General features: G+C 41.5%; 21 protein-coding genes. 13 read left to right on the top strand and 8 right to left on the bottom strand.

From position 1 onward, the window contains the following. The first annotated feature begins 107 nt into the window (after positions 1 to 107). A complete protein-coding gene (locus BMX95_RS31510) occupies positions 108 to 2,228 on the top strand; it encodes a S9 family peptidase (RefSeq protein ID WP_081201977.1) in 2,121 nt (706 codons plus the stop codon). A 1,735-nt stretch (positions 2,229 to 3,963) separates the two neighbouring features. Beyond that, positions 3,964 to 5,109, top strand: a complete 1,146-nt coding sequence (locus BMX95_RS31505) for a WG repeat-containing protein (RefSeq protein WP_081201853.1) — start codon at positions 3,964 to 3,966, stop codon at positions 5,107 to 5,109. Between the two features lie 338 nt (positions 5,110 to 5,447). Here BMX95_RS31505 and BMX95_RS31500 read toward each other — a convergent pair whose 3' ends face one another. Next, positions 5,448 to 6,038 (bottom strand): hypothetical protein, encoded by a 591-nt coding sequence (locus tag BMX95_RS31500; RefSeq protein ID WP_081201851.1) that lies wholly within the window; start codon positions 6,036 to 6,038, stop codon positions 5,448 to 5,450. Positions 6,039 to 6,383: 345 nt separating this feature from the next. Between BMX95_RS31500 and BMX95_RS35165 the strand changes: the two genes are divergently transcribed. After that, positions 6,384 to 6,548 carry a hypothetical protein gene (locus BMX95_RS35165; protein ID WP_165758989.1) on the top strand — a complete coding sequence of 55 codons (165 nt, stop codon included), beginning with the start codon at positions 6,384 to 6,386 and terminating at the stop codon, positions 6,546 to 6,548. Then, entirely contained in the window at positions 6,549 to 7,043 is a 495-nt protein-coding gene (locus BMX95_RS31495; protein ID WP_081201849.1) for a reverse transcriptase domain-containing protein, read from the top strand. A 211-nt stretch (positions 7,044 to 7,254) separates the two neighbouring features. Here the strand turns inward: BMX95_RS31495 and BMX95_RS35160 are convergent, their stop codons facing one another. Next, positions 7,255 to 7,431 (bottom strand): hypothetical protein, encoded by a 177-nt coding sequence (locus tag BMX95_RS35160; protein ID WP_165758987.1) that lies wholly within the window; start codon positions 7,429 to 7,431, stop codon positions 7,255 to 7,257. 1 nt (position 7,432) lies between these two features. After that, the gene (locus BMX95_RS31490) at positions 7,433 to 7,960 is read right to left on the bottom strand and encodes a hypothetical protein (RefSeq protein ID WP_207631631.1); all 528 of its coding nucleotides are present in this window, start codon (positions 7,958 to 7,960) and stop codon (positions 7,433 to 7,435) included. 195 nt (positions 7,961 to 8,155) lie between these two features. On the opposite strand from BMX95_RS31490, the gene BMX95_RS31485 reads away from it, so the two are divergent. Together BMX95_RS31485 and BMX95_RS35905 are read left to right on the top strand one after the other, a co-directional pair. Then, on the top strand, positions 8,156 to 8,821 hold the full coding sequence (locus tag BMX95_RS31485; protein ID WP_081201847.1) for a restriction endonuclease: 666 nt from the start codon (positions 8,156 to 8,158) through the stop codon (positions 8,819 to 8,821). 396 nt (positions 8,822 to 9,217) lie between these two features. Next, positions 9,218 to 9,313: a glyoxalase superfamily protein gene (locus BMX95_RS35905; RefSeq protein ID WP_394334988.1), complete on the top strand. Its 96-nt coding sequence runs from the start codon at positions 9,218 to 9,220 to the stop codon at positions 9,311 to 9,313. 46 nt (positions 9,314 to 9,359) lie between these two features. Here the strand turns inward: BMX95_RS35905 and BMX95_RS31480 are convergent, their stop codons facing one another. The 5 genes from BMX95_RS31480 to BMX95_RS31455 all read right to left on the bottom strand — a co-directional run bounded on the left by BMX95_RS31480 (position 9,360) and on the right by BMX95_RS31455 (position 15,232). Beyond that, positions 9,360 to 10,262, bottom strand: a complete 903-nt coding sequence (locus tag BMX95_RS31480) for an NmrA family NAD(P)-binding protein (RefSeq protein WP_081201975.1) — start codon at positions 10,260 to 10,262, stop codon at positions 9,360 to 9,362. 28 nt (positions 10,263 to 10,290) lie between these two features. Further along, positions 10,291 to 10,893 (bottom strand): TetR/AcrR family transcriptional regulator, encoded by a 603-nt coding sequence (locus BMX95_RS31475; protein WP_081201845.1) that lies wholly within the window; start codon positions 10,891 to 10,893, stop codon positions 10,291 to 10,293. 80 nt (positions 10,894 to 10,973) lie between these two features. Further along, positions 10,974 to 11,714: an SDR family NAD(P)-dependent oxidoreductase gene (locus tag BMX95_RS31470; protein ID WP_081201842.1), complete on the bottom strand. Its 741-nt coding sequence runs from the start codon at positions 11,712 to 11,714 to the stop codon at positions 10,974 to 10,976. 1,038 nt (positions 11,715 to 12,752) lie between these two features. Continuing rightward, positions 12,753 to 13,367: a sugar O-acetyltransferase gene (locus BMX95_RS31460; RefSeq protein ID WP_207631629.1), complete on the bottom strand. Its 615-nt coding sequence runs from the start codon at positions 13,365 to 13,367 to the stop codon at positions 12,753 to 12,755. A gap of 410 nt (positions 13,368 to 13,777) precedes the next feature. Then, positions 13,778 to 15,232, bottom strand: coding sequence for an arylsulfatase (locus tag BMX95_RS31455; protein WP_207631627.1), 1,455 nt, complete (start codon positions 15,230 to 15,232; stop codon positions 13,778 to 13,780). 266 nt (positions 15,233 to 15,498) lie between these two features. Between BMX95_RS31455 and BMX95_RS31450 the strand changes: the two genes are divergently transcribed. From BMX95_RS31450 to BMX95_RS35360, 7 genes are all read left to right on the top strand, one after another. Next, complete coding sequence (locus tag BMX95_RS31450; RefSeq protein ID WP_218149836.1) at positions 15,499 to 17,814, top strand: arylsulfatase; 2,316 nt, start codon at positions 15,499 to 15,501, stop codon at positions 17,812 to 17,814. Between the two features lie 56 nt (positions 17,815 to 17,870). Then, complete coding sequence (locus BMX95_RS31445) at positions 17,871 to 20,252, top strand: arylsulfatase (RefSeq protein ID WP_081203084.1); 2,382 nt, start codon at positions 17,871 to 17,873, stop codon at positions 20,250 to 20,252. A 274-nt stretch (positions 20,253 to 20,526) separates the two neighbouring features. Then, on the top strand, positions 20,527 to 21,216 hold the full coding sequence (locus BMX95_RS31440) for a hypothetical protein (RefSeq protein ID WP_081203083.1): 690 nt from the start codon (positions 20,527 to 20,529) through the stop codon (positions 21,214 to 21,216). 789 nt (positions 21,217 to 22,005) lie between these two features. Further along, complete coding sequence (locus BMX95_RS31435) at positions 22,006 to 22,614, top strand: hypothetical protein (protein ID WP_081203082.1); 609 nt, start codon at positions 22,006 to 22,008, stop codon at positions 22,612 to 22,614. Between the two features lie 421 nt (positions 22,615 to 23,035). Then, entirely contained in the window at positions 23,036 to 24,361 is a 1,326-nt protein-coding gene (locus BMX95_RS31430) for a YopA family protein (RefSeq protein WP_081203081.1), read from the top strand. Positions 24,362 to 24,563: 202 nt separating this feature from the next. Beyond that, positions 24,564 to 24,689, top strand: a complete 126-nt coding sequence (locus tag BMX95_RS35745; RefSeq protein WP_262493615.1) for a hypothetical protein — start codon at positions 24,564 to 24,566, stop codon at positions 24,687 to 24,689. 870 nt (positions 24,690 to 25,559) lie between these two features. Next, on the top strand, positions 25,560 to 25,742 hold a 183-nt coding region (locus BMX95_RS35360; protein ID WP_218149835.1), incomplete at its 3' end, for a hypothetical protein.

Raw genomic sequence — 25,742 nt, 5'->3', positions numbered from 1 at the left:
CTTGTTATTGTTTAAACCGGTCAATATCGGTAAACAATAAGTTAGTCTTATTAATCCCCACCCAGCCCCGTTGCGTTAATTTTAGTGGAAGCACCAAAATTAACCATATGCACAGGCCCCTGCTTTGGCTTCTCCTTATCACCGGTATATATACTGCCCGGTCGCAGTCACTACCGCCTTATCAACCTGCCCGCACGGAAGTGCTCGCCGCTTATGAAAACGCCATCCGCCTCGATTCACTGGCCAAAAATGCGGTATTAAAGGGAAATGTAAGGGCCCACTGGCAACCCGATAACAAAGGTTTCTGGTACCGCAATACCCTGGCCGATAGTTCAAAAGAATACTGGTATGTGGAAGCCCGTACGGGCGCCAAAACAAAACTGGCCGATAGCACCCAATATAGCACTACCAACGACAATGGCATCATCACTGGCGGCATCAAAAGCCGCTGGATCCGTCAGCGCCCCTCCGATAGTACTTCGCCTGATAAACAATGGATCGCTACTATACAGGCTGGAAATATCTTTCTGCGCGCGGTGGCAGGCGGTGAAACAAGGCAATGTTCTTTTGACGGTGACACCACTAACCCGTACGGACATATCCAATGGTCGCCCGATAGCAAACACCTGGTTGTTTTTCACAGCTACCCTGTGGCTGAAAAGCCGGTATATTATGTGCTGTCATCCGTAGACACTTCCTCACGGGGCATTTTACAGTCGCACGAGTATGCGCAGCCCGGTGATCCATTTACCGGCTATGTGCTGTACACCCTGAACATAGCCGACAAAAAGCTGGTGAAGGCTGCAACAGAACTGTATAATTTCCTCGACTATCCCTGGGTGCATTGGCGCACTAACGACAATACCTTTTTTACCTTTGAGAAAGCAGACCGCGGTCACCAGCGCTATCGCATCATTGAAGTAAATGTGAATACCGGTTTTACACGTAATCTCATCGATCAGCAAACGAATACCTTTATTTACGAAAGCCGCATCTTTACCTGGTATACGGCTGCTACCAATGAGATCATCTGGAGCAGTGAGAAAGATGGTTATAATCATTTGTACCTGGTAGATGCGGTAAAGGGCAGCGTTAAAAACGTTATTACGCACGGCAACTGGGTGGTGCGAAAAGTGGATAGTGTTGATGAAGTAAAACGCGTGATCTGGTTTCAGGCCAGTGGTATGAACACGGGGGAAGATCCGTACAATATTCATTATTACCGCATCGGGTTCGATGGCCGGCACCTGGTTTCGCTCACGCCTGCCAATGCCAGTCATCAGTGCAGCTTTTCGCCCGGCCGGCAATTCTTTCTCGATAATTATTCCCGGCCCGATCTGCCTGCAGTCACCGAATTGCGAAGAACAACAGATGGGAAACTCATCTCCATAATAGAACGGGCTGATATAACCGCTTATCAAAGCCTGGGCATCCGCATGCCCGAAGTATTTGTGGCGAAAGGCCGCGATGGTATTACCGATATCTGGGGTATTGTTTGCCGTCCGCCCAATTTCGACAGTACTAAAAAATATCCCGTTATCGAGAATATTTATGCCGGTCCGCAGGATGCGTTTGTTCCAAAACGTTTTATGAATTATGGGGAGATGCAATCCATGGCTGCATTGGGTTTTATAGTTGTACAATGTGATGGTATGGGTACGGCCAATCGTTCCAAGGCTTTTCACGATGTGTGCTGGCAGAACCTGGCCGATGCCGGTTTACCCGACCGGATCCTTTGGATAAAAGCCCTCGCCCAAAAATATGCTTATATAGACACGTCACGGGTGGGGTTGTACGGCACTTCTGCGGGCGGACAAAACTCAGCCGGTGCCTTGTTGTTTCATCCTGAGTTTTATAAAGCGGCAGTATCGGCCTGTGGTTGTCACGATAACCGCATCGACAAACAATGGTGGAATGAACAATGGATGGGTTATCCCGTTGGGCCGCATTATGCCGCGCAAAGCAATATCACCAATGCCGGCAAACTGCAGGGGTCGTTATTATTGATTGTAGGGGAGGCCGATAACAATGTGCCGCCAGAGTCAACCTTTCGTTTTGCCAGTGCCCTTATCAGGGCGGGTAAGGTATTCGATCTGCTGGTGGTTCCCGGTATGGGCCATAGTGATGGTGGACCGTACGGCCGTCTGAGGAAGCGGGATTTCTTTGTAAGAAAGTTCTTTGGCGTAGAACCGCCTGACAGGAATTCAGTTGTAAGCTATAAGCCGTAAGCATAGAAATCCCCTCCTGGGAGGGGTAGGGGTGGGTTTGTTCCTTTTTATCAATAATACATTTAGTTAAATGGAAATCCGATAAATTGAAAACTGGAAAAGGCAGGCTACTTTACAACATAATTGGAAAGTGTAATTTTGCTGAAATATATTAGCTCGTTAGAGCTTAACTTTGTGTTTTACGCCTTTTTATAGTTGCGTTACACATTCAATGTCTAAACCCACCTCTGGTCCCTCCCAGAAGGGGATCCTTAAAACAGGTATGAACTAACTAACATGCCTTTCAAAATCTAAATCGATTTAAAACCTCCATGCTTCCACGATCTATAAAAAATAACACTCCTCAACGGAACGGCATGCTAATCGTTTTCTCTAACGTTATAGCTTAGGTCTTGTTCTTTGCCTGTAAATCCTTCTAACGGAAAAATACCTCCCAATTGTTTGAATTAGTTGTATTTGTCTTCGATTTTGTTCCTGAAATCTGCTGGGTTTGAACCCATCATTGTTCGGGATTTCTTTGGGTCTCCCTAAGGGAAACGCCGGGTTTTCTTCGGGAAAAGCAAAACAAATCCCGAACAAGACCCGGCGCAAACCCGAGACATTCCCTTATCTGGTTCTGGTCAGATTCGTTCCATCTATATCGTTTCCCCGGTAATAATGCCACTGTAATGCCACCAGAATGCCACTGTAATGCCACTCTTCAGTGGCATTACAGTGCAATTTCGCAGGCAGATTGGTGGGAGAAATACCGGCTTATCACCGAATCTGGCATAAGATAACCGGCAATCTTGTATAAGGATCAATAGGGAAAAGCATATAGAACAAGTGCAAGGAGATCAAACAACATTTCCGCGGAGCCAGGAACGTCACTTTAGCTATAACGTTAGAGAAAACGTTTTGCAAGACATGTTTGAGCAGCAGAAATAATATAGAACTTAGAATGCAAAATTAAGCACAAACGGGCACACGAACTAACGAACACCTTACTCTTAATCGTACTATTCCAATTCCATTGTAAACATCGAAATCTTTCCTGTTTTCCATTTAAAGGCTTAAATCAGTATAAAGAAAAACAGGACGGCATAAAAGCCGTTCTGTCCATTTGGGTCGGAACAACTGGACAAATGTTTATCGCACTGTGCAAAACCCGTGAAGTGGGGATTTAGGAAAATGAAACACTTCAACACAACCCGACAGGTATCCAATCCTGTGCGGTAAGGTTTAGTCAACCACCGGAAGCGAGTCTTGCGTAGTAGGCAGTAATGCCTGCACGAAGCGTAGACAGCGACTGCTGAGGGTGTGCTATTGTTTGTAATATTATCCTGTTATAAGGAATGTTTTACCAGTTTGTGAATATAATACACTCTTAATATTGAACTATTATTTTTATCTTCAACTTTTGTATTTCAATTTGGCTTCAGTTATCGGCTGACAGGAATTCTAATACCACGGATTCTGCAATGCTGAACCGTTAGGCATAATATTATGAGACACATTCTATTTATTTTAACGGCATTTATGCAAATTCAGTGCTTACCTTTTTTCCGCCACATTTAAATTGTTTTATTTGGCTCAGTCTACTCATAAGTCAAATAACTGGCAAGAATACCAGAAGGAGTTCTTACTTCCTTATTAAATATTTTTGTATTAGCAAAAACGATAAAACTATCCTGTGGTCAATACTTGTTCTACAGATTAAATTATATTAGATTGTATATTATCATATTTTAATACTATGAAAGCTTTTGCAAGGGTATCGCCGGATGGAAAAAAATGGGGGATGATTGATCTTCAGGGCAACAATGTACTGGAACCTGTTTTTGAAGACATTCATTCATGGTCAGAAGGCTTTGTAAAACTGGAAAAGATATCCCCCGGCCGGTATGGTAAGGAAAAAGGATATAAAGCCATGTTAAACGGGCAGTTCGGTTTCATGAATATGGATGGAGATCTTATCACTGATTTTTCCTTTGGAGCAGCAGATAATTTTCATAATGGATTTGCCGCTGTGAGCAAAAATAAAAAATGGGGTTTCATCAATACAAATGGAGAACTGGCAATACCATACAGATTCAGCCAGGTGAAGATATTTCATAAAAATACTTGTATGGTGAAAGAAAACAGCAAATGGGGCATCATTAATACACAGGGAGACTGGGTATTAAAAAACCAATACCATAACTTATCCCATTTCACTCATGGGTTGGCTTTTGTGGAAGCACACAAAAAAAGATTACTGATAGATATGACCGGTAACATAATAAGTACGCTCCCTCACAAATACACCTATATGGAAATAATGTCCGAAAAGCTGATCGCATTTGGATGGGCAGATTACCATACACAGACAACTTCATTTGGATTAATGGACTTACAGGGGAAAATAAAGTCAGCAATACAATTTTATAAAAGTGATGCGGCATATACTTATGATGAAGCATTCATTAATGGGCAATTAATTGTAGAAAATGAAGATGGGGAAAGAGGCATCATTAATGATGAAGGAATATTGATAGTGCCTATGGGAGAATATAAAGGTCCCCACTCCCCAATTCCGTTCAGCACGTATAATCCTGCGGATGAATTAATTAATTTTTCAGAGGGCTTGGCCATTGCAAAGAAGGATAATCTTTGGGGAGTGATTGATGAAAATCATAATACTGTAGTTGATTATAAATTCCAAACACGCCCTGTTCGGATTACAGATGGGCAAGGACTATACTTCTCACAGGACTATCCGCAGTATGCATATGGCCTGATTAACATAGAAGAAGTAAAAGACGGTGTTGTATACGCTGGTTATATGGATAAACAGGGAAACATCGCCATTGAACTGAAATTCAGAAAAGCAGAAAGATTCTTCGGAAAAAATAAATTTTAACAATCATATTATGATGCAATTCGATCCGGAAAACAGTATTGTCATAACTGACGTTGAAAAATTTATAGTTGCTCATTATATTGCCAACACCAAAGCACTTTTGCAGTTAAACTGAAATGGAATGAAACCGCATTGAATCATGCACTCAGTATAGGAAGCACAGAAATTAAAACAGTTTATCCATCACTGTATTTAAACATAGCCCAATGCTATAAAGATATAAACGATCTTGATAAGTCATACGAGCGCTATCAATTAGCATTTAACTTTGTTTCATTCTTACCGACTGATGATTACAGTAAGATGATCAGATCTGGTATTAATAAGGGAATTAATTGTCAACGAATACTTTTCGTTTTAGGCTTTTTAATCACTACACAACAATTTCTGTCCTTATCCAATGGCTTTGATAAGTAAACGCCATTTACTTTTATATCCATCTTCCTGGTAAGTGATGAATCGAACTTTACTTTGCCATCGCTAATTTCATAATATTGTGATGGATTATAATATATCGAATCTTTTGAGTCATACCATTCTGTAAGGTCAAAGCCCCCGAACTCCATTTTACCATCTCCGTCCATATCGGTGAATGGTGCTGACCCAATTCCTTGTGTTTTGTCATTATAAACAACTTCAGCAAGCTCCGTTGCTTTTAGCTTTTTAAGATCAAAGGCTTTTATCGTGTTGTAGTTCGGGCGACCATCAATTTCCAGAAATAACAGAATCCTGGAGTTCTGTTCAATAAGTCTGTTGTATTTGCTGTTATAAACGATTGCTTCTATTGTCTTACTTACCGGGTTGCCACTATAATGAATAATGTCATTTGACACGATTATCTTATCGCCGGAGCGGGTTTTAAATACGATTCTGTCTTGTGTCTGAGTGAAAGAACATAGAAACAGAAGTGATGGTAGCAATAGTTTCATTTATGGATAGTTGGTTGTTTAAGGTATCGCTAACGGTCCAGGCTTGGCGAAATGCTGGAGTCCGTGATCCGTCAGCTTGGTAAGTTAGGTGAAATTCAATAGAATTGCAAAAGCTAACTAGATGTTGCTATTGCTTTTTGACAACTCTATCTGAAAGGAACAGTAGATAAGAACGGTATCCTGACCGAGAGAAATCGCAGGTAAAGAGAAGGGCGGAGGCAGTCTTAGCATCCCCATAGTACTGATAGAAGGGTGGAAAATCAGTTCCATGAAAGCCACTTAGTAAGGAAGGGGGATGCCTGTTTACGGAATTGCATTTTAGAAACATCCAAATGTACCAGATACATGGAAAAGATGTTAACAGTAGAGATGCAGATAGCAGAACGGGCCAGGAAATACCGGTTTGAAGCACTTACGAACCTGCATGAGTTCATTGATGAGCCATTACTGCGATCAAGCTTTGACTCCTTGAACAAAAAGGGAGCCACTGGCGTGGATGCAGAAACGTGAATGGACTATCACAAACAACGGGAAACAAGAATCCCTCAGTTGTTAACCGCTTTTAAAAGCGGCAATTACCGGGCACCTAACATCCTGCGGGTTCATATACCCAAAGGGGACGGGAAACTTCGGCCACTGGGCCTGCCTACGGTAGAAGATAAGCTGCTGCAAACGGCGGTGACCAGGGTGTTGCAACTGGTGTATGAGGATATGTTCTATCCCGGCTCGTATGGGTTCAGACCGGGAAAATCACAACACCAGGCATTGGAAGAATTAAGCAGTCAGGTAAGTTGGAAAGGCAATCGCAATATTATAGATGCTGATATGCAAAACTACTTCGGGAGTATTAACCACCAATGTTTACGTGAGTTCCTTGACCTTAGGATAAAAGATGGTGTGATTAGAAAGATGATCGACAAATGGCTCAAAGCCGGCGTATTGGATAACGGACAGCTTATATATCCGACTGAGGGTACTCCGCCAGGGGAACGATCTCCCCACTGATTAGTAACATTTATCTGCACTATGTGTTGGATGAATGGTTCTTCAGGCAAATACAGCCGCTACTGAAAGGCGACAGTTTTCTTATCCGTTTTGCTCGCACGGGTCTGTGGGGGAGCGGGGAGGCAACGAACCGCTCTACCCGGAACCGGTTTTTAGAAGATTTGGCAGCAATTCAACAACTTAAACATATGCTATGTACTAATAAATAAGATCAGCTCTTGACTTTCTTACCTGTATTACGTATTTTTTTGCGTCTTGGAGCTTTTGTTATTTTGCCAGTGGCTTTATACAAGGCAATAGCCTTGCTGATCATCTGCTGATCTTCCAGTGTTAAAGGGATGGGTTCTATTACAAAATCTACCCCTTTAGGTTCTTTAATGTATCCCATTTTATTTTGTATTAAAGTATCGAGTTATTAATTTTTCTGCAGCATTCGGATAAATTATCATGCGGTGATTTCCGAGATGTACTGCGCCAAGTGTTTTTTCATAATGTCCAATCAATTTGGTCTTGGATGTAAAAGATATGCACCCCTCATATCCTTTGTCTTTTGACTTCTTACAGGCAAACGCAACCAAGTTTCCAGGAACTCCTTCATAGAGCTTTGGCTTTCCGAGGTTGAAAGGGGCACTTTCTATTAGCCAAAGAAAGATATGGTCATTCATATCGGTCAGGCTAATCAGGCCCTGCACAATATGAGGGTTTCCTTCGATAGTTAGTTTAAATACGTCTCTGTCATCTAATGCAATTTCCGACTTCCAATTAAATTTCCATCCGCTTTTTCTGGTAATACTTTTTAAATCGGCCTTTGTCAATGGCAAAATTTCCGTGGGAAAACTATCGCCGGAGATGGTGTTTGTCATGCTATTCGTAAGCCTATCTATCTCAATTCCAATATGATATATTGTATCCTTCACTTTAGCAAATTTACTAAAATTTTTCGAATCGTTTGCGAAAGTCATCCAAGTAAGAGACTTCTTTGCTATTTTATTTGACAACGAAAGCCATGCGATAACTACAGTTGGAAGTCAATATTATTACTAAATATTTTACTAAATTTAAATACAATATAACTAAAAGTAGTATGGATGATAGTGTTCTAGAAGAAAGGGATTGATGTCACCTTGTACCAAAAAGATGAAATCGACCAAATAGTAACATTGGTACAAGTAAAAAAATATAAAGATAACTTGCCGATCAAATTTGATGCAGTGGCCGCCCTGAGTATGATCGTTGAAGAAGAAAAGGCAAATAGAGGATTATTTGTAACAACCTCAAGATATCTTCCACAAGCTCGGAATTTTGCAGAGAAACAGAGAGGTAGGCTTGTTTTAGCTGATTCGACCAACGTAGCAGAGTGGTGCAGCAAGATATCTACTCGTATTATTAGGGATAAAAGTGAAACTATTCAGGATAGTTACATTCTAAATATTTTAAATGATTCTTCATCAAAGGGGCTTATTGGAAAGGCTGTTGTTGCACAAACAGGGTATAATACTGTCACCAATCAATTCGCAATCGTCTTAAAAGATACCCCGCATGTATCGTTGTTAATGGATATTTCGGGTAAACCGGTTCGTTATATCGATCCGCCATATAATCACAAAGGATATGAAATACCACGAATGGATGCTTCTGTTTTGAATTTTAAGACAAAGGAGCACGTTTTCCGGGCACGGAAAGAAATTGATTCAAACGGGATTGTTACATTTTGGGGGCAACAAAAATTATATACACTGTGGGATGGAGAACCGCTGTTCTATGATATAGACGATTAGTATTCATACATCCTGTTAGTCATCTTATCTCAACTTCCCAAGAGGTATTGTTATCAGAACTCTCTTTATTCGAACCATAAAGCGTGACTTTCCATTTTCAACAAGTATATTTCGAACCCAAAAGCCCCTTCAAATCCAATGACTTGAAAGGGCTCGTAAATTTCTGTCGGGTTGACTGGACAAATTTCGAACCAGTTTTTAGAGAGTTTGATGGATATTCAGCGACTTAAGAATCTTATAAAATTCAATATATCTTAAACCTTCCTTTATCAGGGATGCAATTCTACCCGGAACCGCTTCCTGGCAGATTTAGGGCGGGTCGCTGAACTAAATTCGTAATATTCAATCATATACGCCACGATCGTGTAAGGTCGATTTTGTTTAACATTTGGTTGGATCGAAGCGGATATTACCCTTCATCTGACGGAGCATCATGGGGATGGCTGTTCCGGGTCGAGAGTTCATATTATTACCCTGGATGTTGTGGAATAGACGACTTCGACAATGATCAATTTAGCAGCTTCCATTGTTTTTGTGATTATTGGTGGTTGTAAATTGCAGCGAATTCTTTTGCGTAGTCTGCAATTTTCACTTTCCCAAGCTGGGGTTTATGGTTGATGTAGTCTTCGTACATCAACCCGGTGCGCCTTGCGGTATTCAGTTCTGTAAAGGCATGTGCTCCCTGCGGGCTCATTCCGAAACCCAAAAGGGTATTATAAAAGTCCTGGTCAGGCACTTGTACCCATGGCATATCCGGTATGCCGATGGCTTTGCCTATTTCTTTAGCGACATCTTTCATCGAAACTTCGTCACTTGCAATGTATTGAACGGTACGGCCGGTGAACGGTTTATCAAATTCTTCAGCTATGGTGTCTGCGATGTCCTGTACGGCCGCCATTGGTTCTTTTTCATCGCCGCCGTAGTTGGCGAAGATCATTCCATGGCCTTTAATGGCAGGGATGAATTGCAGTAAGTTATAATAGAAACCTACCGGGCGCATAAATTTGATCTGCACATTTGCGGGCAGCTCGTTCAATGCTGTTTCTGCGCCATGGTGCAGCGCAACCAGGCCTACGCCTTTATCGGTGTGGCCACCTATGCAGCTGAGGTGAATCACTTTTTCTACTCCGGATGCCGCAATTGCTTCCTTGTAGTTCTTTGCGATCTGGATGTTATAGGCAATAGCGTCAAATTCGGGATTAAAGAATTGGCTTACGTCGTTTGCTTCCATAACATAAACGGCATCAGCACCTTTGAAAGTTTCGGTAAGAAACTTGATGTCCTCAAAGGAGCCGATGGCTGCTTTAGCGCCCAGAGCCGCGATGGCATTCTTTTTTTCAGCTTTACTGCTGATCACAGTGACTTCGTGACCATTTTTGACTAAGATCTCTGTTAGTGGTTTGCTGATATTACCCAGTGAACCGGTTACAATAATTTTCATTTTTTGTGTTTTTAATTTTTGGTTCAATTTATTTTTCGCAAATGGCGTTTATGACATCCCTGGCTGTGTCGAATAACCGCTTCACATATTTCATATCCCTGGTTGACCGGGCATAAAGCGCGGCGCCTTCAATCAACGATACGATATGCAGGGACGTACCGAGCACATCCGTGTCAGCTTTGAAAGCCTTGGCTTTAATGCCTTCTTCGATAATATTTGTCAGGTCTTTTGTCCAAATCAATAATCCATTGGCGGCTTTTTCCCTGAGCGCTTCAAAAGTGTCATCAGCCTCCATGGTGGTGTTTTGTAAGGGGCAGCCGCCTGGGGTAAACGGCGTTTTTGTGGATGGGTGATGCGCCAGCACATGCGCATACAATTTATCCTTAAACTCTGCTTTATTTCTGGTAGCTTCCGCCAGCAATTCCCTTTTCAGGTCCCAGTTATAATTGAATACGGCAAGCGCTACGGCCTCTTTATTTTCAAAGTTGCCGTAAATACTTCCCCTTGTCATGCCGGTTGCTTTTTCCAGGTCACTTATTGAGGTGCCTAAATAACCTTTTTTGTTGAATAATTCCGCAGTTGATTCAATGATCTGCTGACGGGTAGATTCTGATCTTGGAGTAAATTTCATGCGAATAATTTGAAAGGGTCGAATGGTCGGTTTTCGTCTATTGCATTGAATGGCAACGGACAATTCTTTTGCCGGTTGAATTACCAGCCGATTTCCATGCCGTCCTTAAAATGTTTGCCGGTTGGACCGCCTTTCGGTAAGGTTGCTGCATATACTATGCTTGCGGCGCCTTCGCTCACCGGCCTTCCACCGGCATTGCTCAAGATGTCATAGGTGGCTGTCATGCCGGGAATTGGCGCATTGACTAAAATGCCTTCTTTGGCAAGGTCATGCGCCGCCTTCATGGTCAGGCCATTCATAGCCAATTTTGTTATAGAATAAACGGAGATAAAATCCCTCCATGGATTGACCAGCGTGTATTCACCGGGTTCGCCTTGAATTGAACCTGAGCCTGACGAGCAGTTTACGACACGGGGATTGTCGCTTTTCTTTAGCAGGGGGGTAAAGTATTTGATCATTCTCCAGGCGCCAAAGAAGTTGGTGTTGAATGAGCTGATAATTTTTTCCATATCGGTATCAACAATATGATACTGATCGGGAAACTGAGTCGCATTGTTGATCAACACATCCAGTTTACCATACTGTTGATCAACAGTAGCGGCAACCGCTTTTACCTGCTCTTCGTCGGTAATATCCAGCGCCATTGCCACGGCGTCCAACCCTTCGTCAACCAGCAACTGAGCGGCTTCCTGGGCCCTGTCCAGCTCCCGGGCGGTGATAATGATCTTATAGTCTAATTTGCCCAGTTGCCTGGCTGATTCTACGCCAATCCCGGTTTTTCTTGCTGCGCCTGTGATCAGGACTAATTGTTTAGATTCCATGTTTATTTGAAAGTTTATCTAAATACTGAACGGTATATCTGTTTATCAAAATTAGTAAAATTTCGAATAAATACACTGTATTTGTTTTATAAACGTAAGTTTTGCCTCTTTTTTACCCGATCCTAGAGAAATTATATACAGATCGGTATATATAGGAGTCATTTAGGAGCTATTGACAAAATTTGGCTCCGAGAGCATATTTGTTCTATAATATTGACAAACATTGAATTACATCCCGTTCTGTGCCGGCTTTTTATTTTATTTGAAATATTATTGGCACTAAATACTGATAATTATATGTTTTTTTGTTTTAACTAGTTGATTATGAATTTAAATAAAGAATTATAGGGATAATTTGTATAAAACGATCGTTATACAACATATTATCTTCGTAAAATTTAAATGTTTTTAATAGGAATTCAGATCAGAGAGGTCAGGGATTTGACCGTAAAACTGCATTTGCAAACCTGAAAATGGCAACCGTCATTAAGTCAGCCGTATTTCAGAAAACATGCGAATAAATACAGCATCGATCCCAATTTTGTGGGTGTATAGGGGAAATAGAAATCATATTCTGCGACCTGGGTGGCCGAAGCTCGAAGATTGAACTCGTATTATTATCAGACAATACGATTACTTCACAACTGGCTCAACCACCGTGGAGGCAAACGCGTCTGGTCATGGGAAAAGATCAAAAAGCTAACGGAAGAATGGATGCCACTTGTAAGGCTAAGAATCTATCATAGTAATCTTTTAGCGAAACCGTAAATGGAGGAACCGTGTGCCGGAAAGCTGCTCGCACGGGTCTGTGGGGGGCGGGGAGGCAACGAACTGCTCTACCCGGAATCAGTTTTTAGAAGGTTGACAGCAATTCAACAACTCAAATATATAATTAAGAATAATTCATAATTATACTCCAAAGAACCGCCTCTTGATATGGAGGCGGCTTTTAGGAATAGTTGCTATCTATATAACCAACTTTAATATATGATAGCGCATAAGTTTAAATTCTACTTGCTTTTCAAACCGGATCAACTTTTAGTTATCATCGATCGAACGAATAATGTGAGCCGGATTTCCTCCCACGAGCGTGTTGGGAGGAACGTCTTTGGTAACTACTGAGCCTGCAGCTATAACCGAGTTTTCCCCCACAGTCACACCTCCAATGATCGTTGCGCCGGCTGCAATCCAAACATTTCTTCCAATTACGATGGGCTTTCCTATTGTGATGGAGCGACGCTGTGAAGGTTCAATCGGATGTCCAGTAGTAATGATGCTTACGTTCGGTCCGATCATTACTTCGTCGCCAATGTCCAGGCCGCCAAGGTCATAAAAAGTGCAGTTCTGATTTATAAAGACATTGCGTCCGATACGGATTTCGTCTCCACCAGCGGTATAAAATGGAGGAATTAGTATAAAACCTTCATCCACCTCTTTTTTGATGAGTTGACTGAACAATGCCCGAACCTCATCTGTATCGCTAAAGGTTAAACGGTTAAGTGCAGTTGTGATTTCCATTGCCCGTTTGGTGTTTGCCACCATCGCTGCTGATTCTGGTGTCCTCCTATAAATTATTCTGGTGCGATCATCATTCTTATATATCATGGAAATAAAATTAATGCCGTGCGTATAGAAACGGAAATAAATTTTCAAAATCAGATCAACTATTAACCAGCAATCGGGAATTTTAGTAAAAGATATGAAGCACTTGTTTAAAGAAAATATCTAACATATTCGTTAAAACTAATATTCGGCAGTAAATTCTTCCAAGAGAAATAGGTTTGTCACTGATTGTGGGAACATGTGGTGCCACAATGTTACCACAGAGAATCGTGGAAAGCGTATTAAGCGAACTGTTGAATAACTTTTAACTTGATCCGTGAAAGAACAATTCCCCCTCATAAATGAAAAAGCTCCTTGTTTTACCAGAAGCTTTTTTCGTCGGGGTGACTGGACAAATTTCGAACCATTATTTAGAGAATTTGATAGAAATTCAAAGACTTAAATATGTAATAAACTTCAATAAATAGTAGCATGTTTTCAGGAAGGAGAAGTTCACAATTCTATTTAACATTTTTATTGTTTGGCGGTTGATAGGGATCAGGAGTACCAGGTTTGATGAGGGGATATTTCGCCAGACTTTTTTCAAACTCACCAATAATCTTCATCATGGGATCTGCAACCCAGGCGATTGGCGTTAAAGTAGCAGGATATTCTTCTTTAGGGTCTGTATAAAGATCGAAAATTTGAGGCACTCCGAGCCTGGTTGCAGGGCTCCACCAATCACGTTCCTGTTCGTAAAAACTCATTTTGTAATGTTTCCATTTTACCGCTTCCAGGCGGTCGGCTACAAAAACGGGAAATCCCTCACGATTTGAAGTGACTTTACCAAAGAAAAAATCAGATTGATCCACCCCATCTATAGGGCGGTCTTCAGGAAGTACTGCGCCGGCAATTTTTGCAAATGTTGTATAGGTATCCACTTCATGGACAATCTCATTAGTGACGCGACCGGCAGGGATCTTACCGGGCCATCGAATGATGAAAGGTGTTCGTAACGAACCTTCCATATGCGTAAAATAATAACCGCGCCACGGACCGGAGGAACCTTGTGAAGGGGCTGTGGGATCGGGACCATTATCGCTTGTAAACACGACGATAGTGTTGTCACGAATACCCAGCCGGTCAATAGCATCTAATATCTCACCAACATGGTCATCCATCTCGGCAAGGGCATCAGGAAAGTCTCCGTTGCCCGTCTTACCACGGAACTTTTCATTGGGCAATGCGGGAAAATGAACCAGGGTGAAAGGAATGTAAATATAGAAGGGCTTCTTTGCCTGTACATTTCGTTGCATAAAATTAATCGACCGGCGGGTGATTTCTGCATCGATCAGGCGGCGTTGTTCGAGATCATACACAGCCAGATTCGTACTGGAGGCCCCTTTTTTACCTTCCATTACATACATAAAAGGGAAGCCTGCGTCTTTAGCACCTGGTTGTGAGGGATACATGGCTTCATCCGTCGTTCGAGGAATGCCATACCATTCATCAAAGCCATTGCTATTGGGCAGCCTGCTCTGATCGCTCCCGAGATGCCATTTACCGAAGTGTGCTGTTTGATAGCCGGCATTGGAAAGTAATTCTGCAATGGTCACCTCCCATTGTGTAAGACCATCTTTCACGCCAATGGTTGGAACAGAATGTGTTCCTGAACGAATAGCAAAGCGTCCTGTCATAATTGCCGAACGGCTGGGGGTACATTGCGCCTCTACATTGAAATTAGTCAGGCGTGTGCCTTCGGTTGCTAACTTATCAATCCGGGGTGTGGGTGCGCCTCTGATCTCACCACCACCATAGCAACCAACTTCGCCATAGCCAAGGTTGTCCATAAGGATAAAAACAATATTTGGCTTTTGCTGAGCATACAGATTCAGGCATCCTGTAATCAGAAAAAACACCCATGTGGCAAAACTTCTTTTTATAAATTTTAAGCATAGCATTTGATTAATAGACACATCTCACCATAGTGTTTCGCCAGGCAAGCATCTTTTAAATTCTATTTTTTGGCAGATTTATCGACTTTAAAAGGGGGAAATGTATTGTGAATAGTGTCTTTAGTTTATAGAAGGGAACTCCCGGGTCGGGATCAGCCGAACAGGAAAAACCCGCCAGTGTTTCCACATAATCATTTAACTATTTAAAAGTAAACATGAAATCAAATAAAGATAAAAGCAATACAAATGGTAAGAGAAAGCAGGAGTCATCCTCTCTGTCAAATGTTTTGCCGTTACCAACTCCCGGGTTCCATGGCCATATTGGCAACACCTACGCTGACTCTGAAGCGGATAATATTTCTTTGCCCACACCGCCTAAGGGAGCGCCCAATATCCTGGTGATCCTGCTTGATGATGTTGGCTTCGGTCAAACAAGTACGTTTGGCGGCCCTGCCAACACACCCACACTTCAAAAACTGGCAGATGAGGGACTTCGCTATAATCGCTTTCATACAACCGCATTGTGCACACCATCCCGTTCTGCATTGCTATCTGGTAGAAATCATCATTCTGTTCACAACGGTGTCATCTCGGAGATGGCTACCGGCTTCCCAGGGTATGATGCGCTATGGCCGAAGGAATCAGCTTGTGTTGCAGAGATATTGAAGGGTCATTACTATAGCACTGCTGCCTTTGGCAAATGGCACAATACACCCGACCACGAGCTCAGTGCAGCAGGGCCATTCGATCGCTGGCCGGTAGGTAAAGGTTTCGACTACTGGTATGGGTTCCAGGGCGGCGAGTCGAGTCAATGGCACACGCCGCTCTTTGAAGATACCGCTCCTGTTGAACCGCCTCATGACAATCCAAAATGGCATTTCTCTGAGGCGATCACCGATAAGGCAATCGGCTGGATTGGTCAGCAGAAGGCAGCGGCACCCGAAATACCCTTCTTTATTTATTTCGCTCCTGGTGCCTGTCATGCCCCGCATCATGTGCATAAAGAATGGGCCGACAAATACAAGGGGAAATTCAGTCACGGATGGGATCGCCAGCGGGAGATAGCCCTGGAAAATCAAAAGAAATTGGGCCTGGTGCCGGAAAATACAAAGCTCACACCCCGGCCTGATTCTATTCCATCATGGGATTCCTGTTCTGCAGATGAAAAACGACTATACGAAAGATTGCAGGAAGTATTCGCAGGATTTCTTGAACACATCGATGCCCAAATTGGCAGGCTGGTAGACTCCATTGAAAAAATGGGGCTTCGCGATGATACAATGATTATTTATATCGTTGGAGATAATGGCCCAAGCGCGGAAGGCTCACTCAACGGCACCCTCAATAACATGAAGACACAGCTCGGGCTCAAGGACGATGTACAATCTATGCTCAGGCATATAGACGAGATTGGCGGTCCGTTACATGAAAATCATTACCCTGTTGGTTGGTGCTGGGCCGGATCATCACCTTTCCAATGGATGAAGCAGGTTGCTTCACATTTCGGCGGCACCCGTAACGGGCTTGTTATTTCATGGCCGAAACGCATAAGCGACCATGGTGGAATACGCTCACAATTTCACCACATTATTGATATTGCTCCAACCATTCTTGAAGTAGCAGGCATCCCTGAACCTGGTGAAGTAAACGGCGTACTGCAAAAACCGATCGAGGGCATCAGCATGGCCTACACCTTCACAGATAAGGAGGCCAAAGGCAAGCGTATTACCCAATACTTTGAGATGCTTGGCAATCGTGCCATTTATCACGAAGGGTGGGTAGCCGGATGTCTGCACGGCAGGCTTCCCTGGGAAACCGCCGGTGGGGCCAGCTTTGACAAGGATATCTGGGAGCTTTATAATATCGAGGAGGACTTTTCGCAGGCCAACGACCTTGCTGATAAAGAGCCTAAGAAACTTCGGGAAATGCAGGATCGTTTTATGAAAGAAGCAGAAAAATATAATGTACTTCCGCTCGATGACCGCTTTGCCCAACGTGCCGATCCATCATTAAGACCGAGTCACCTTCGGGGCAAAACAAAATTCGTATATCCTGCTGGCACCATCCGCATAGGTGAGCGGTCATCACCCAATACCAAAAACGTTCATCATACCCTCGCTGCCGAGGTGGAAATACCCGAAACCGGGGCTGAAGGAGTGATTGTATGCTGCGGCGGATTATCAGGAGGGTTCACGCTCTTTATTAAAGATGACAAGCTTCATTGGGAACATAATTACTACAATGAAATTCATTATCGGGTGTCATCTACTGAAAAAATTCCGCCAGGTCATCATATACTATCTGCTGAAATAAAAGTTGATAAACAGGGAAAGTTCGGTACCGGCGGTAATGTCATTCTTCGGCTGGGTGAAAAAGAGATCGGTGAAGGACGTTTTGAACAACAGATAGCTGGCTTTTTCACAGCCAATGAGAGTTTCGATGTTGGCTGCGACACCTGTTCACCGGTTTCGGATATATATGAATCGCCGTTTGCCTTTACCGGTGAAATAATCAAAGTTATGGTTGATGTCAGTGAGGCAACGTTTGAAGACCTGGCTGCCCAGCATGAGATCAGGGCCAGGTTAGCTATGGCGATACAGTGATTTGATGGAAACCTGAATTAGAAATCTATGAAATAAGCAGATAAAATATTTATATAATGGAAAACCAAATAAAACCAAATGATCTGATCCTGCGTGAAATATTGCCAATTCCCGACCGGCGTCCGATTAGCTTAACTACGTATGATGCAAAAGATCCGGAAACAAAGTTTCCGCCAATCACCCCATTGCGACCACCAACCGGTGCCCCTAACGTACTGGTGATCCTTCTCGATGATGTGGGGTTCGGCGCATCAAGTGCATTCGGCGGACCTTGTGAAACCCCTACGGCTGAGAAACTTGCCAAACAAGGACTTAAATACAACCGGTTTCATACCACGGCCCTCTGTTCCCCAAGCCGGGCTGCATTGCTTTCTGGCCGCAATCATCATACTGTAGGAATGGGTGGAATAACGGAGATAGCCACCTCGGCACCAGGATACAATTCGCTACGACCCAACACCTGTGCGCCGCTGGCTGAAATACTTAAACTCAATGGTTATTCAACAGCCCAATTCGGCAAATGTCATGAGGTGCCTGTCTTCGAGTCGAGTCCGTTGGGCCCATTCCAACATTGGCCAACAGGGTCTGGTTTTGAGCACTTTTACGGGTTCATTGGTGGAGAAAACAGTCAGTACCACCCGGCACTTTATGACGGCACCACTCCTATAGAACCAGACCGAACACCTGAAGAAGGATATCACCTGATGGAAGATCTGGCAGACAAGGCGATCAGTTGGATAAGACAACAAAAATCACTCATGCCCGACAAGCCTTTCTTTATCTACTTCGCTCCCGGCGCTACACATGCTCCACACCATGTTCCCAAAGACTGGATCGCTAAGTATAAAGGCAAATTCGATCAGGGCTGGGATGCAGTGAGGGAAGAAACTTTTGCTCGCCAAAAAATACTCGGCGTAATTCCACCTGATTGCGAATTAACCAAACGGCCAACCGAAATTCCTGCCTGGGACAAAACTGAAGAACGGCTTCGGCCAGTACTGGCACGCCAGATGGAGATCTATGCAGCTTATTTGGAATTTGCCGACTATCACACTGGCCGCGTCATAGATTCGCTTACCGACCTGGGGATCCTGGATGATACACTCATTTACTATATTATCGGGGACAATGGAGCTTCGGCTGAAGGCACCTTAATTGGTTCCTTCAACGAGATAGCTGTAGGCGAAGCGCCGGATCTAATGACGCCAGAATTCCTTCTTAAAAGTATTGATGATTTCGGTGGGCCAAAAGCCTTTAACCATTATGCAGTAGGTTGGGCACATGCTATGGACACTCCTTATCAATGGACCAAACAGGTAGCCTCACATTTCGGTGGCACACGCAACGGTACTATAATTTACTGGCCTAAGGGCATTAAAACCAAAGGAGAAATTCGTTCACAGTTTCACCATGTAATTGATGTAGCACCTACCATTCTCGAAGCTGCAAAGCTGCCGGCTCCAATGCTGGTGAATGGCGTTATGCAGGAGCCAATGCATGGCGTTAGCATGATCTATTCGTTTGATAACGCTAAGGCTCCAGAACGGCACGAGACACAATACTTTGAAATGGTCTGCAACCGCGGCATTTATCATAAAGGCTGGACTGCCGTTACAAGACATGGAAATCTGCCATGGGTAGTTGTTGGCGCACAACCTCCACTCGAAGACGATGTGTGGGAACTTTATGACACCACAAAGGACTGGTCGCAGGCACAGGATCTTGCAAAACAAAGACCGGCAAAACTGGCCGAGCTTAAGCGCCTGTTTGATTTGGAGGCAGCTAAGTATAATGTGTTTCCCCTGGATGACCGTAAGGCAGAACGGGCAAATCCTGATATTGCAGGCAGGCCATCAGTTGTACATGGATCAACGCAACTTTTATTTCCAGGTATGCGGCGTATACAGGAGAACGCAGTCATTAATACCAAAAACAAATCGCACTCGGTTACGGCTGAGATTGTAGTTTCTCAACCTGAGGCAAAAGGCGTGATCGTTGCCCAGGGGGGAAGCATGGGCGGCTGGAGTTTTTATGCCCATGAGGGAAAATTAAAGTATTACTACAATTTCCTGGGTATGCTGCACTTTGAAGTAGCCTCCACCACATCATTGAAAACTGGGCTATACCAGGTAAGAATGGAATTCACCTATGATGGGGGCGGCATCGGCAAGGGAGGTGCAGTTTCCCTTTATATCGACGGCCAAAAGGATGGTGAAGGCCACATTGACCGTACACATGCCTTATTTTTTTCGATGGATGAAACGTTGGAGATAGGATGCGACCTGGGCGAACCGGTTTCAGCAGATTATGGGCCGAAAGGAAATAAATTCAATGGGAAGGTAAACTGGGTACAAATTGACATAGACGATAAAGCTAAGGATGCTGATCATATAATCGGCGCTGAAGAACGATATACGGTTGCGATGGCAAGGCAATAGGTAACACCATCACAGATAAACTGCTGAAAACTGACAAAAAATAACCAAAATCACTCATTATCGATCAAAATCGCATAAAGTCGGGCGGACTGGACAAATTTCGAACCTGCTTCTAATGGATATATTGGAAATTCAACAGTTTACACATATATTGAATGTTTAAAACTGAAAGAGGTCGGATAAAATTTTAGTTAGGTCTTCTGCCTAACGAAATCAGAAATCTAAATAACTTCCTGTTAAAACTATAAACTACTAAATAAAAATTATCCTGATTTTGAAAACTGTAATACTTCCACTTTTACTTTTAGCACTTTTCTGTTGTAAAAACCCTGACCCAAATTTAGTTCAAACTAAGTTTGAAAGAATTTTAGAAGACACAGCAAATAATCGAAGGGCTAAATTCGATTTCGAGGAACTTGCCCATTATAATAACATTTGCAAAGCAATTGGCTTAAACAGACTGTACGATGGCTCTGACAGTTTGGAGATAAGAGTTTGGCGACAGTTCTCTGTTTTTGGAATGGCTGCAGATGAAGAAATTTATTCTCTAAAAATATTGGACTCAACCGTTAGTTTAAGTTTTTACAGAGTTTATTGCACGAAAGAGAACTACGACAAGGACAACTTTGGAAACCAGAACCCTTTTACACAACCCAAAATCGACAGTTTTTTAGCCATATCGAAAACCTTCTCAACAAAAATAGTTGATAGTATAGATTTGCTAAATCTGTGGAATCTAAAAACCTTAAGTGCTCTTAATATCTCGGACAGTATCGGCTTCCTGGATGGCACAACTACAAGTATTGAGCTCGCTTCTAAATCGAAATACAAACTTATACGTTACCACGTAGCATATGCGTATTATGAAAAAACACGACTGAATGATATAAAAACATACATCGATGAATACGACAAATTAATAAGACTTTTTCAGAAGAATAAAATTTATGCTTTAAACTATTAAGGGAGCAAGGAAACAGATAATGTACTAGTTACCTTCAGTTGTCAATAAATAGCATATTAAATAAAATGAAGCTGTGCTTTCAAATGGATTCGAACCTTCTCTAAGGTATTCAAAATAAGCACGATGAAGCTTTTGGAAAGAATGAATACAATATTATTCAAATTAAAAAACCCTTCAAACTCAAAGATTTGAAGGGTTTCATTTTTTGGTCGGGTCAGCCGGACGAATGTCTAACCTGTTGATCGAGGATTTAAAAATTTTAGGTGCGTTTGTAAGCCTCAATGGGAACTGGTAAGAATGAAAGTGGCCGTTTAATTTAAATGACAAAATGGCAAAACCGACCGCTGCAACTCCTCCTCTTTATACATTTTTTAATTCTTAACTGAAGCTCCTGAACCGGGGTAACCAAAACAGTTAAATAAAAAACGTGAAAATCACCTGTTTTTTACCCTCACATATTGAAACCTCGATAATTATGGTTTGATTATATTGCAAATTTTGACATTTTGTAGTAACTACAACTAGGGGAGTACAATCATATGGCTGCCATATCGAAACCTTGTTATGGAAGTTTGTATGACTCAACTAATTATTCGTGGGAATAAGGTATGGAGTATCAAAAAAAATTTAATACCAGGTGATGATCTACAACTTAAGTAGCTGTATTTGTGCTACCTGGTAATCCCCGCGTTCTTTTTACTAAATAGCTTAAAAATAATAATTTACAAAGATTGTTTTTTAGAAAAAAGTAGCGTACAATAGCGCAAATACAAACATTATAGGCAATTTATGGATGGTAACAAAATACTGACAGACATCCTTGAAAAAAGTGAATTCAAAAGCAAAGAACAAGCAATTGCTTCTCTGACATACTTCGCTCATCCCGACACCATTCGTGACTTGAATAACCAAAATATTTTCAAAATCGTCAGAAATCCAGCGAAAAGAGGAGAAATTACCAATGACTTTATGAATGACGACAACCGCTGCGCACAAGACATTTTTTGTTGGACAAATAAGGTAAAGACAAGGGACTTTAGAGACTTACAATTTAATCATATCTATTCCGACCCAAATAATTTTTATAAATACACTTGCCTTAGCAATATCATTTTGACTCCAGCTTTTTTGGCTAAACTTACAGACACCGACCAAAAAATACTTGACTTGTTAAAGTATCGGACTTTTGAAATATATAATTACAATCCAGACCAAATTCATTTTATTAAACCAGACTTTTATGACAAAATAATTTGGCGTGACTTTTTGCCGAAGCAGGATAACATCGCGGACGTTTTTAAGAAAAAACTAGAGACAAGCGCAAAAAATAGAGCAATATCATCGGTAAGACATTTCGGTTGGGTCTTTAATAACTTTCAACCTATGGACAGACAATAAGCAGCCTATAACAATTGTAGTAAATTTCTTAAACAGTAATTAAGCTCACATCAGTTAAGCCTGGATGATTATTATCTCCGGGTGTCAGTACAATTGCTTGGTTATGCGAAAGAATATGTATGTTTATAATGGTTTTAAATTTTCTACTTAATTATAAAATATGTATATCTGGAGTATGGATGGCTAAGTTTATATCTGGTTTTTACTTTGGCGTACTGAAAAGGATGCTTTTCGTGTAGTACAGGATGGCGAGTACAAGGCTGTTTTACATAACGGGACTGACACAACTGTAAACGTGATAAAGTTGTCAAAAATTGCTTATGAAAAGATATTACTGAATCATGTTAGGTCCAAGAAGTTTATTTCCCGGTATCTTTAAGTTAGGTGTTTAATACAATGTATTGACTCAAAAATAACTGCAATGGAAATCATAGAAAAATTATTAAAGGAAGTTCCAGAAGGGAATATTCCAATGACCACCACAAATAGCCCAAGTGAAACAATTACAATATATAATGGCCAATTTATTTTAAAAGAAAAAGATCTTCAAAGATTATGCGAAGGCTCTATAACATTTAATTGGCTCCCCACTTTTCAGACAAGGGTGCATTTTAAAATACTAGAAGGCAAGAGTCTTATAAACGAACAAATGAATAATGAGCAACGGGATGTCTTAATAGATAGTAGTTTGCTGGGTAAATTAATATTATTAAATTCCATAAATAGTGATTCGGGAACTACATATATGGGCATTCTCACTGGAGAGATTACCTGGGGTGATAGAAAAATACAAGTTGACAAAATAATTTTTGAGATTCCTAATTTGAAAGAATTTATTGGGGAAGGTATTAAAACGGGTACAAATGTCAGGAAGGGCAGAATTACTTTAGAGAATGACAAATACATTATCACGCTGGACAAAATATTTGATTTTAATACTCAATATAGAAAATTAGAGAGTTATGGAGGATATATATTTCTTTATTCAGGAATGCTCACTAAAAAGAAGGGGTCATTAAACTTTGACGAGGCAAAAACAACACTAGAATGCTTGCATTGGTTTTTGAGTTTTGTCAACGGCAGCAGGACCTCGGCAATGTTCATTAAAGGAGTCGCCAATGAACAATTAATATGGCAAAATTATAACTCAAGACACGTTGATCAATTTAAAACAGTTTGGTCGTGGTCTCCTAAATTTCGAATTGATGGCCTAAAAGACCTTTGGAGTAATTTCTTGCTTATTAATAAAGATCCCGATGATTTCGACTGTTTAACAACTTCAATTCATTGGTATATTGAAGCCAATAAAGGTTCTGGCTATGCCGAAGGCTCCATTATGATGATTCAAAATGCTTTGGAGTTATTATTCAATTGGCAAGTAGTCGAAAAAAATAAAATTATTAAAGGAAGCGATTCTCGGAACATTACAGCATCAAATAAGATTCGACTATTATTATTTTTAATTAAGCAAACTCATGAAATCCCTGATGGTTTAGAATTTCTTAAGCAAATCGCTGATGGCAAAGACGGGCCTGAGATAATTGTCGAAATTAGGAATGCAATAGTTCATGGAAATGAAGATAAGCGAAAGAAGCTAAAGGACATTTCGGGAGAAGCTCTTTATCAGTCAATGCAACTGGGTTTATTATACATAGAATTGACACTTTTATACATCATGAATTATAAAGGGGAATATACAAATAGATGTGTAACCCATGCTTCCGTTATTCAAACAGAGAAATTCTAATTAACGGATTAATGTTCATTCTCTATAAAAACTAAATCAATTGCCTTTGTAAAATGATTATTGAACAAATATAAAAAACATGGCTAAAGCACTTAAAAAGATACAAACAACTAAGGACATCGATTTACCGGAAGTAATTGCTACTTTTTGACATTTGCGTAAACAATTAAGCCCTTTTCTCAGCCTCGAATATCAAAAAATAATGGAACAGATAGAAGTGCTGGCTAACAAAGAAAAAAATATTGAACCTGCATATAAAGTAACCAAAAAGAAAAAAACAACCAAAGAAGAATATTATAGAATGTTTCTTAATTCTAAAGGTAAATAATGCTAGAGTATTAGTGGCTTCGTTAAATACAATCAATACTAAATTTTAATTTGATTGCGCAAAAGTACTATAGCCGTATCTCTAAATTCATGTATCTGTGTTTTTAGGAGTTAATAACTAAATAAGTTATCGGAAAATATTAGGAACGCTTATCGATGAACCGTAACAAAATTTACCCAGGTTCTGAAATGTATTTTTATTTGAACCCTTTCACCATATATTACACTTTGAATAGTTACAGCCTTTTTAAGCTACATCTCTCGGCCAGCACTTCCTCTTGATTATATTCATAATTGGCGTTGATAACTGACCTAAGTGTAAAAATGCACTTAAAAGAGTAACAGAAATCAAATCTTTTTGCAGTTATTTTGTAAGCAGCGGCGGCTCAAAGCTCCGGTCCGACATAAAGTTTGATTAGCAGGTTGCCAATATCCTGACGCTTGGTTTTGGTGAAAATCTCGTGCAGCTTGGATCGTAAGGCTGCGCTTTTTCTCAAGTGCCGCTGGTAATAGGTTGTAAAGGCGTGCCATACCCACTCGGCAGAAAATTTACTGTAATCGTGGCCTTCCAGATCAAGCAGCCACCGGTAATATGAACAATGGTCACCCAGCATATCCACGATACTTGAAGGAAGCGGAAATTGTTCTTTGAAGTGCAAATTCAGGAATTGATCCACCTTAGTGTCAGTGCCATAATGTATAATCCGATCCATCCTGACCACCTGTACCGATGATGCTGACCACTTGTTCCGGCCATGCTGACCACCCCTTCTCTAAGTAAGTTGATTTGATTATTCCGGTGATGTTGACCACCTATTTGTTGGTTTGTTCCGGATCATTCCGGTGATGCTGACCACCCTGGTGCACAAAGTTGCCAGATGTCATTCCGGCAATGTTGACCACCATCGTGACTTTACGCGTCTGCCATTCCGGCGATGCTGACCACTTCAGGCGCTTTTTCTGTAATCGTTTTGCTTTGCAGCTTTTTGAACATCAACTGCAAAGAATGGCTGGAAAAACGATTACGATGAGTATATTAAAACAGATTATCAGG

The sequence above is a fragment of the Niastella yeongjuensis genome (genome assembly GCF_900110245.1).
In the GTDB taxonomy this organism is placed as follows: domain Bacteria; phylum Bacteroidota; class Bacteroidia; order Chitinophagales; family Chitinophagaceae; genus Niastella; species Niastella yeongjuensis.
The sequence above is the reverse complement of the archived record's forward strand: the minus strand, read 5'-3'. Positions and strand labels throughout refer to the sequence as shown.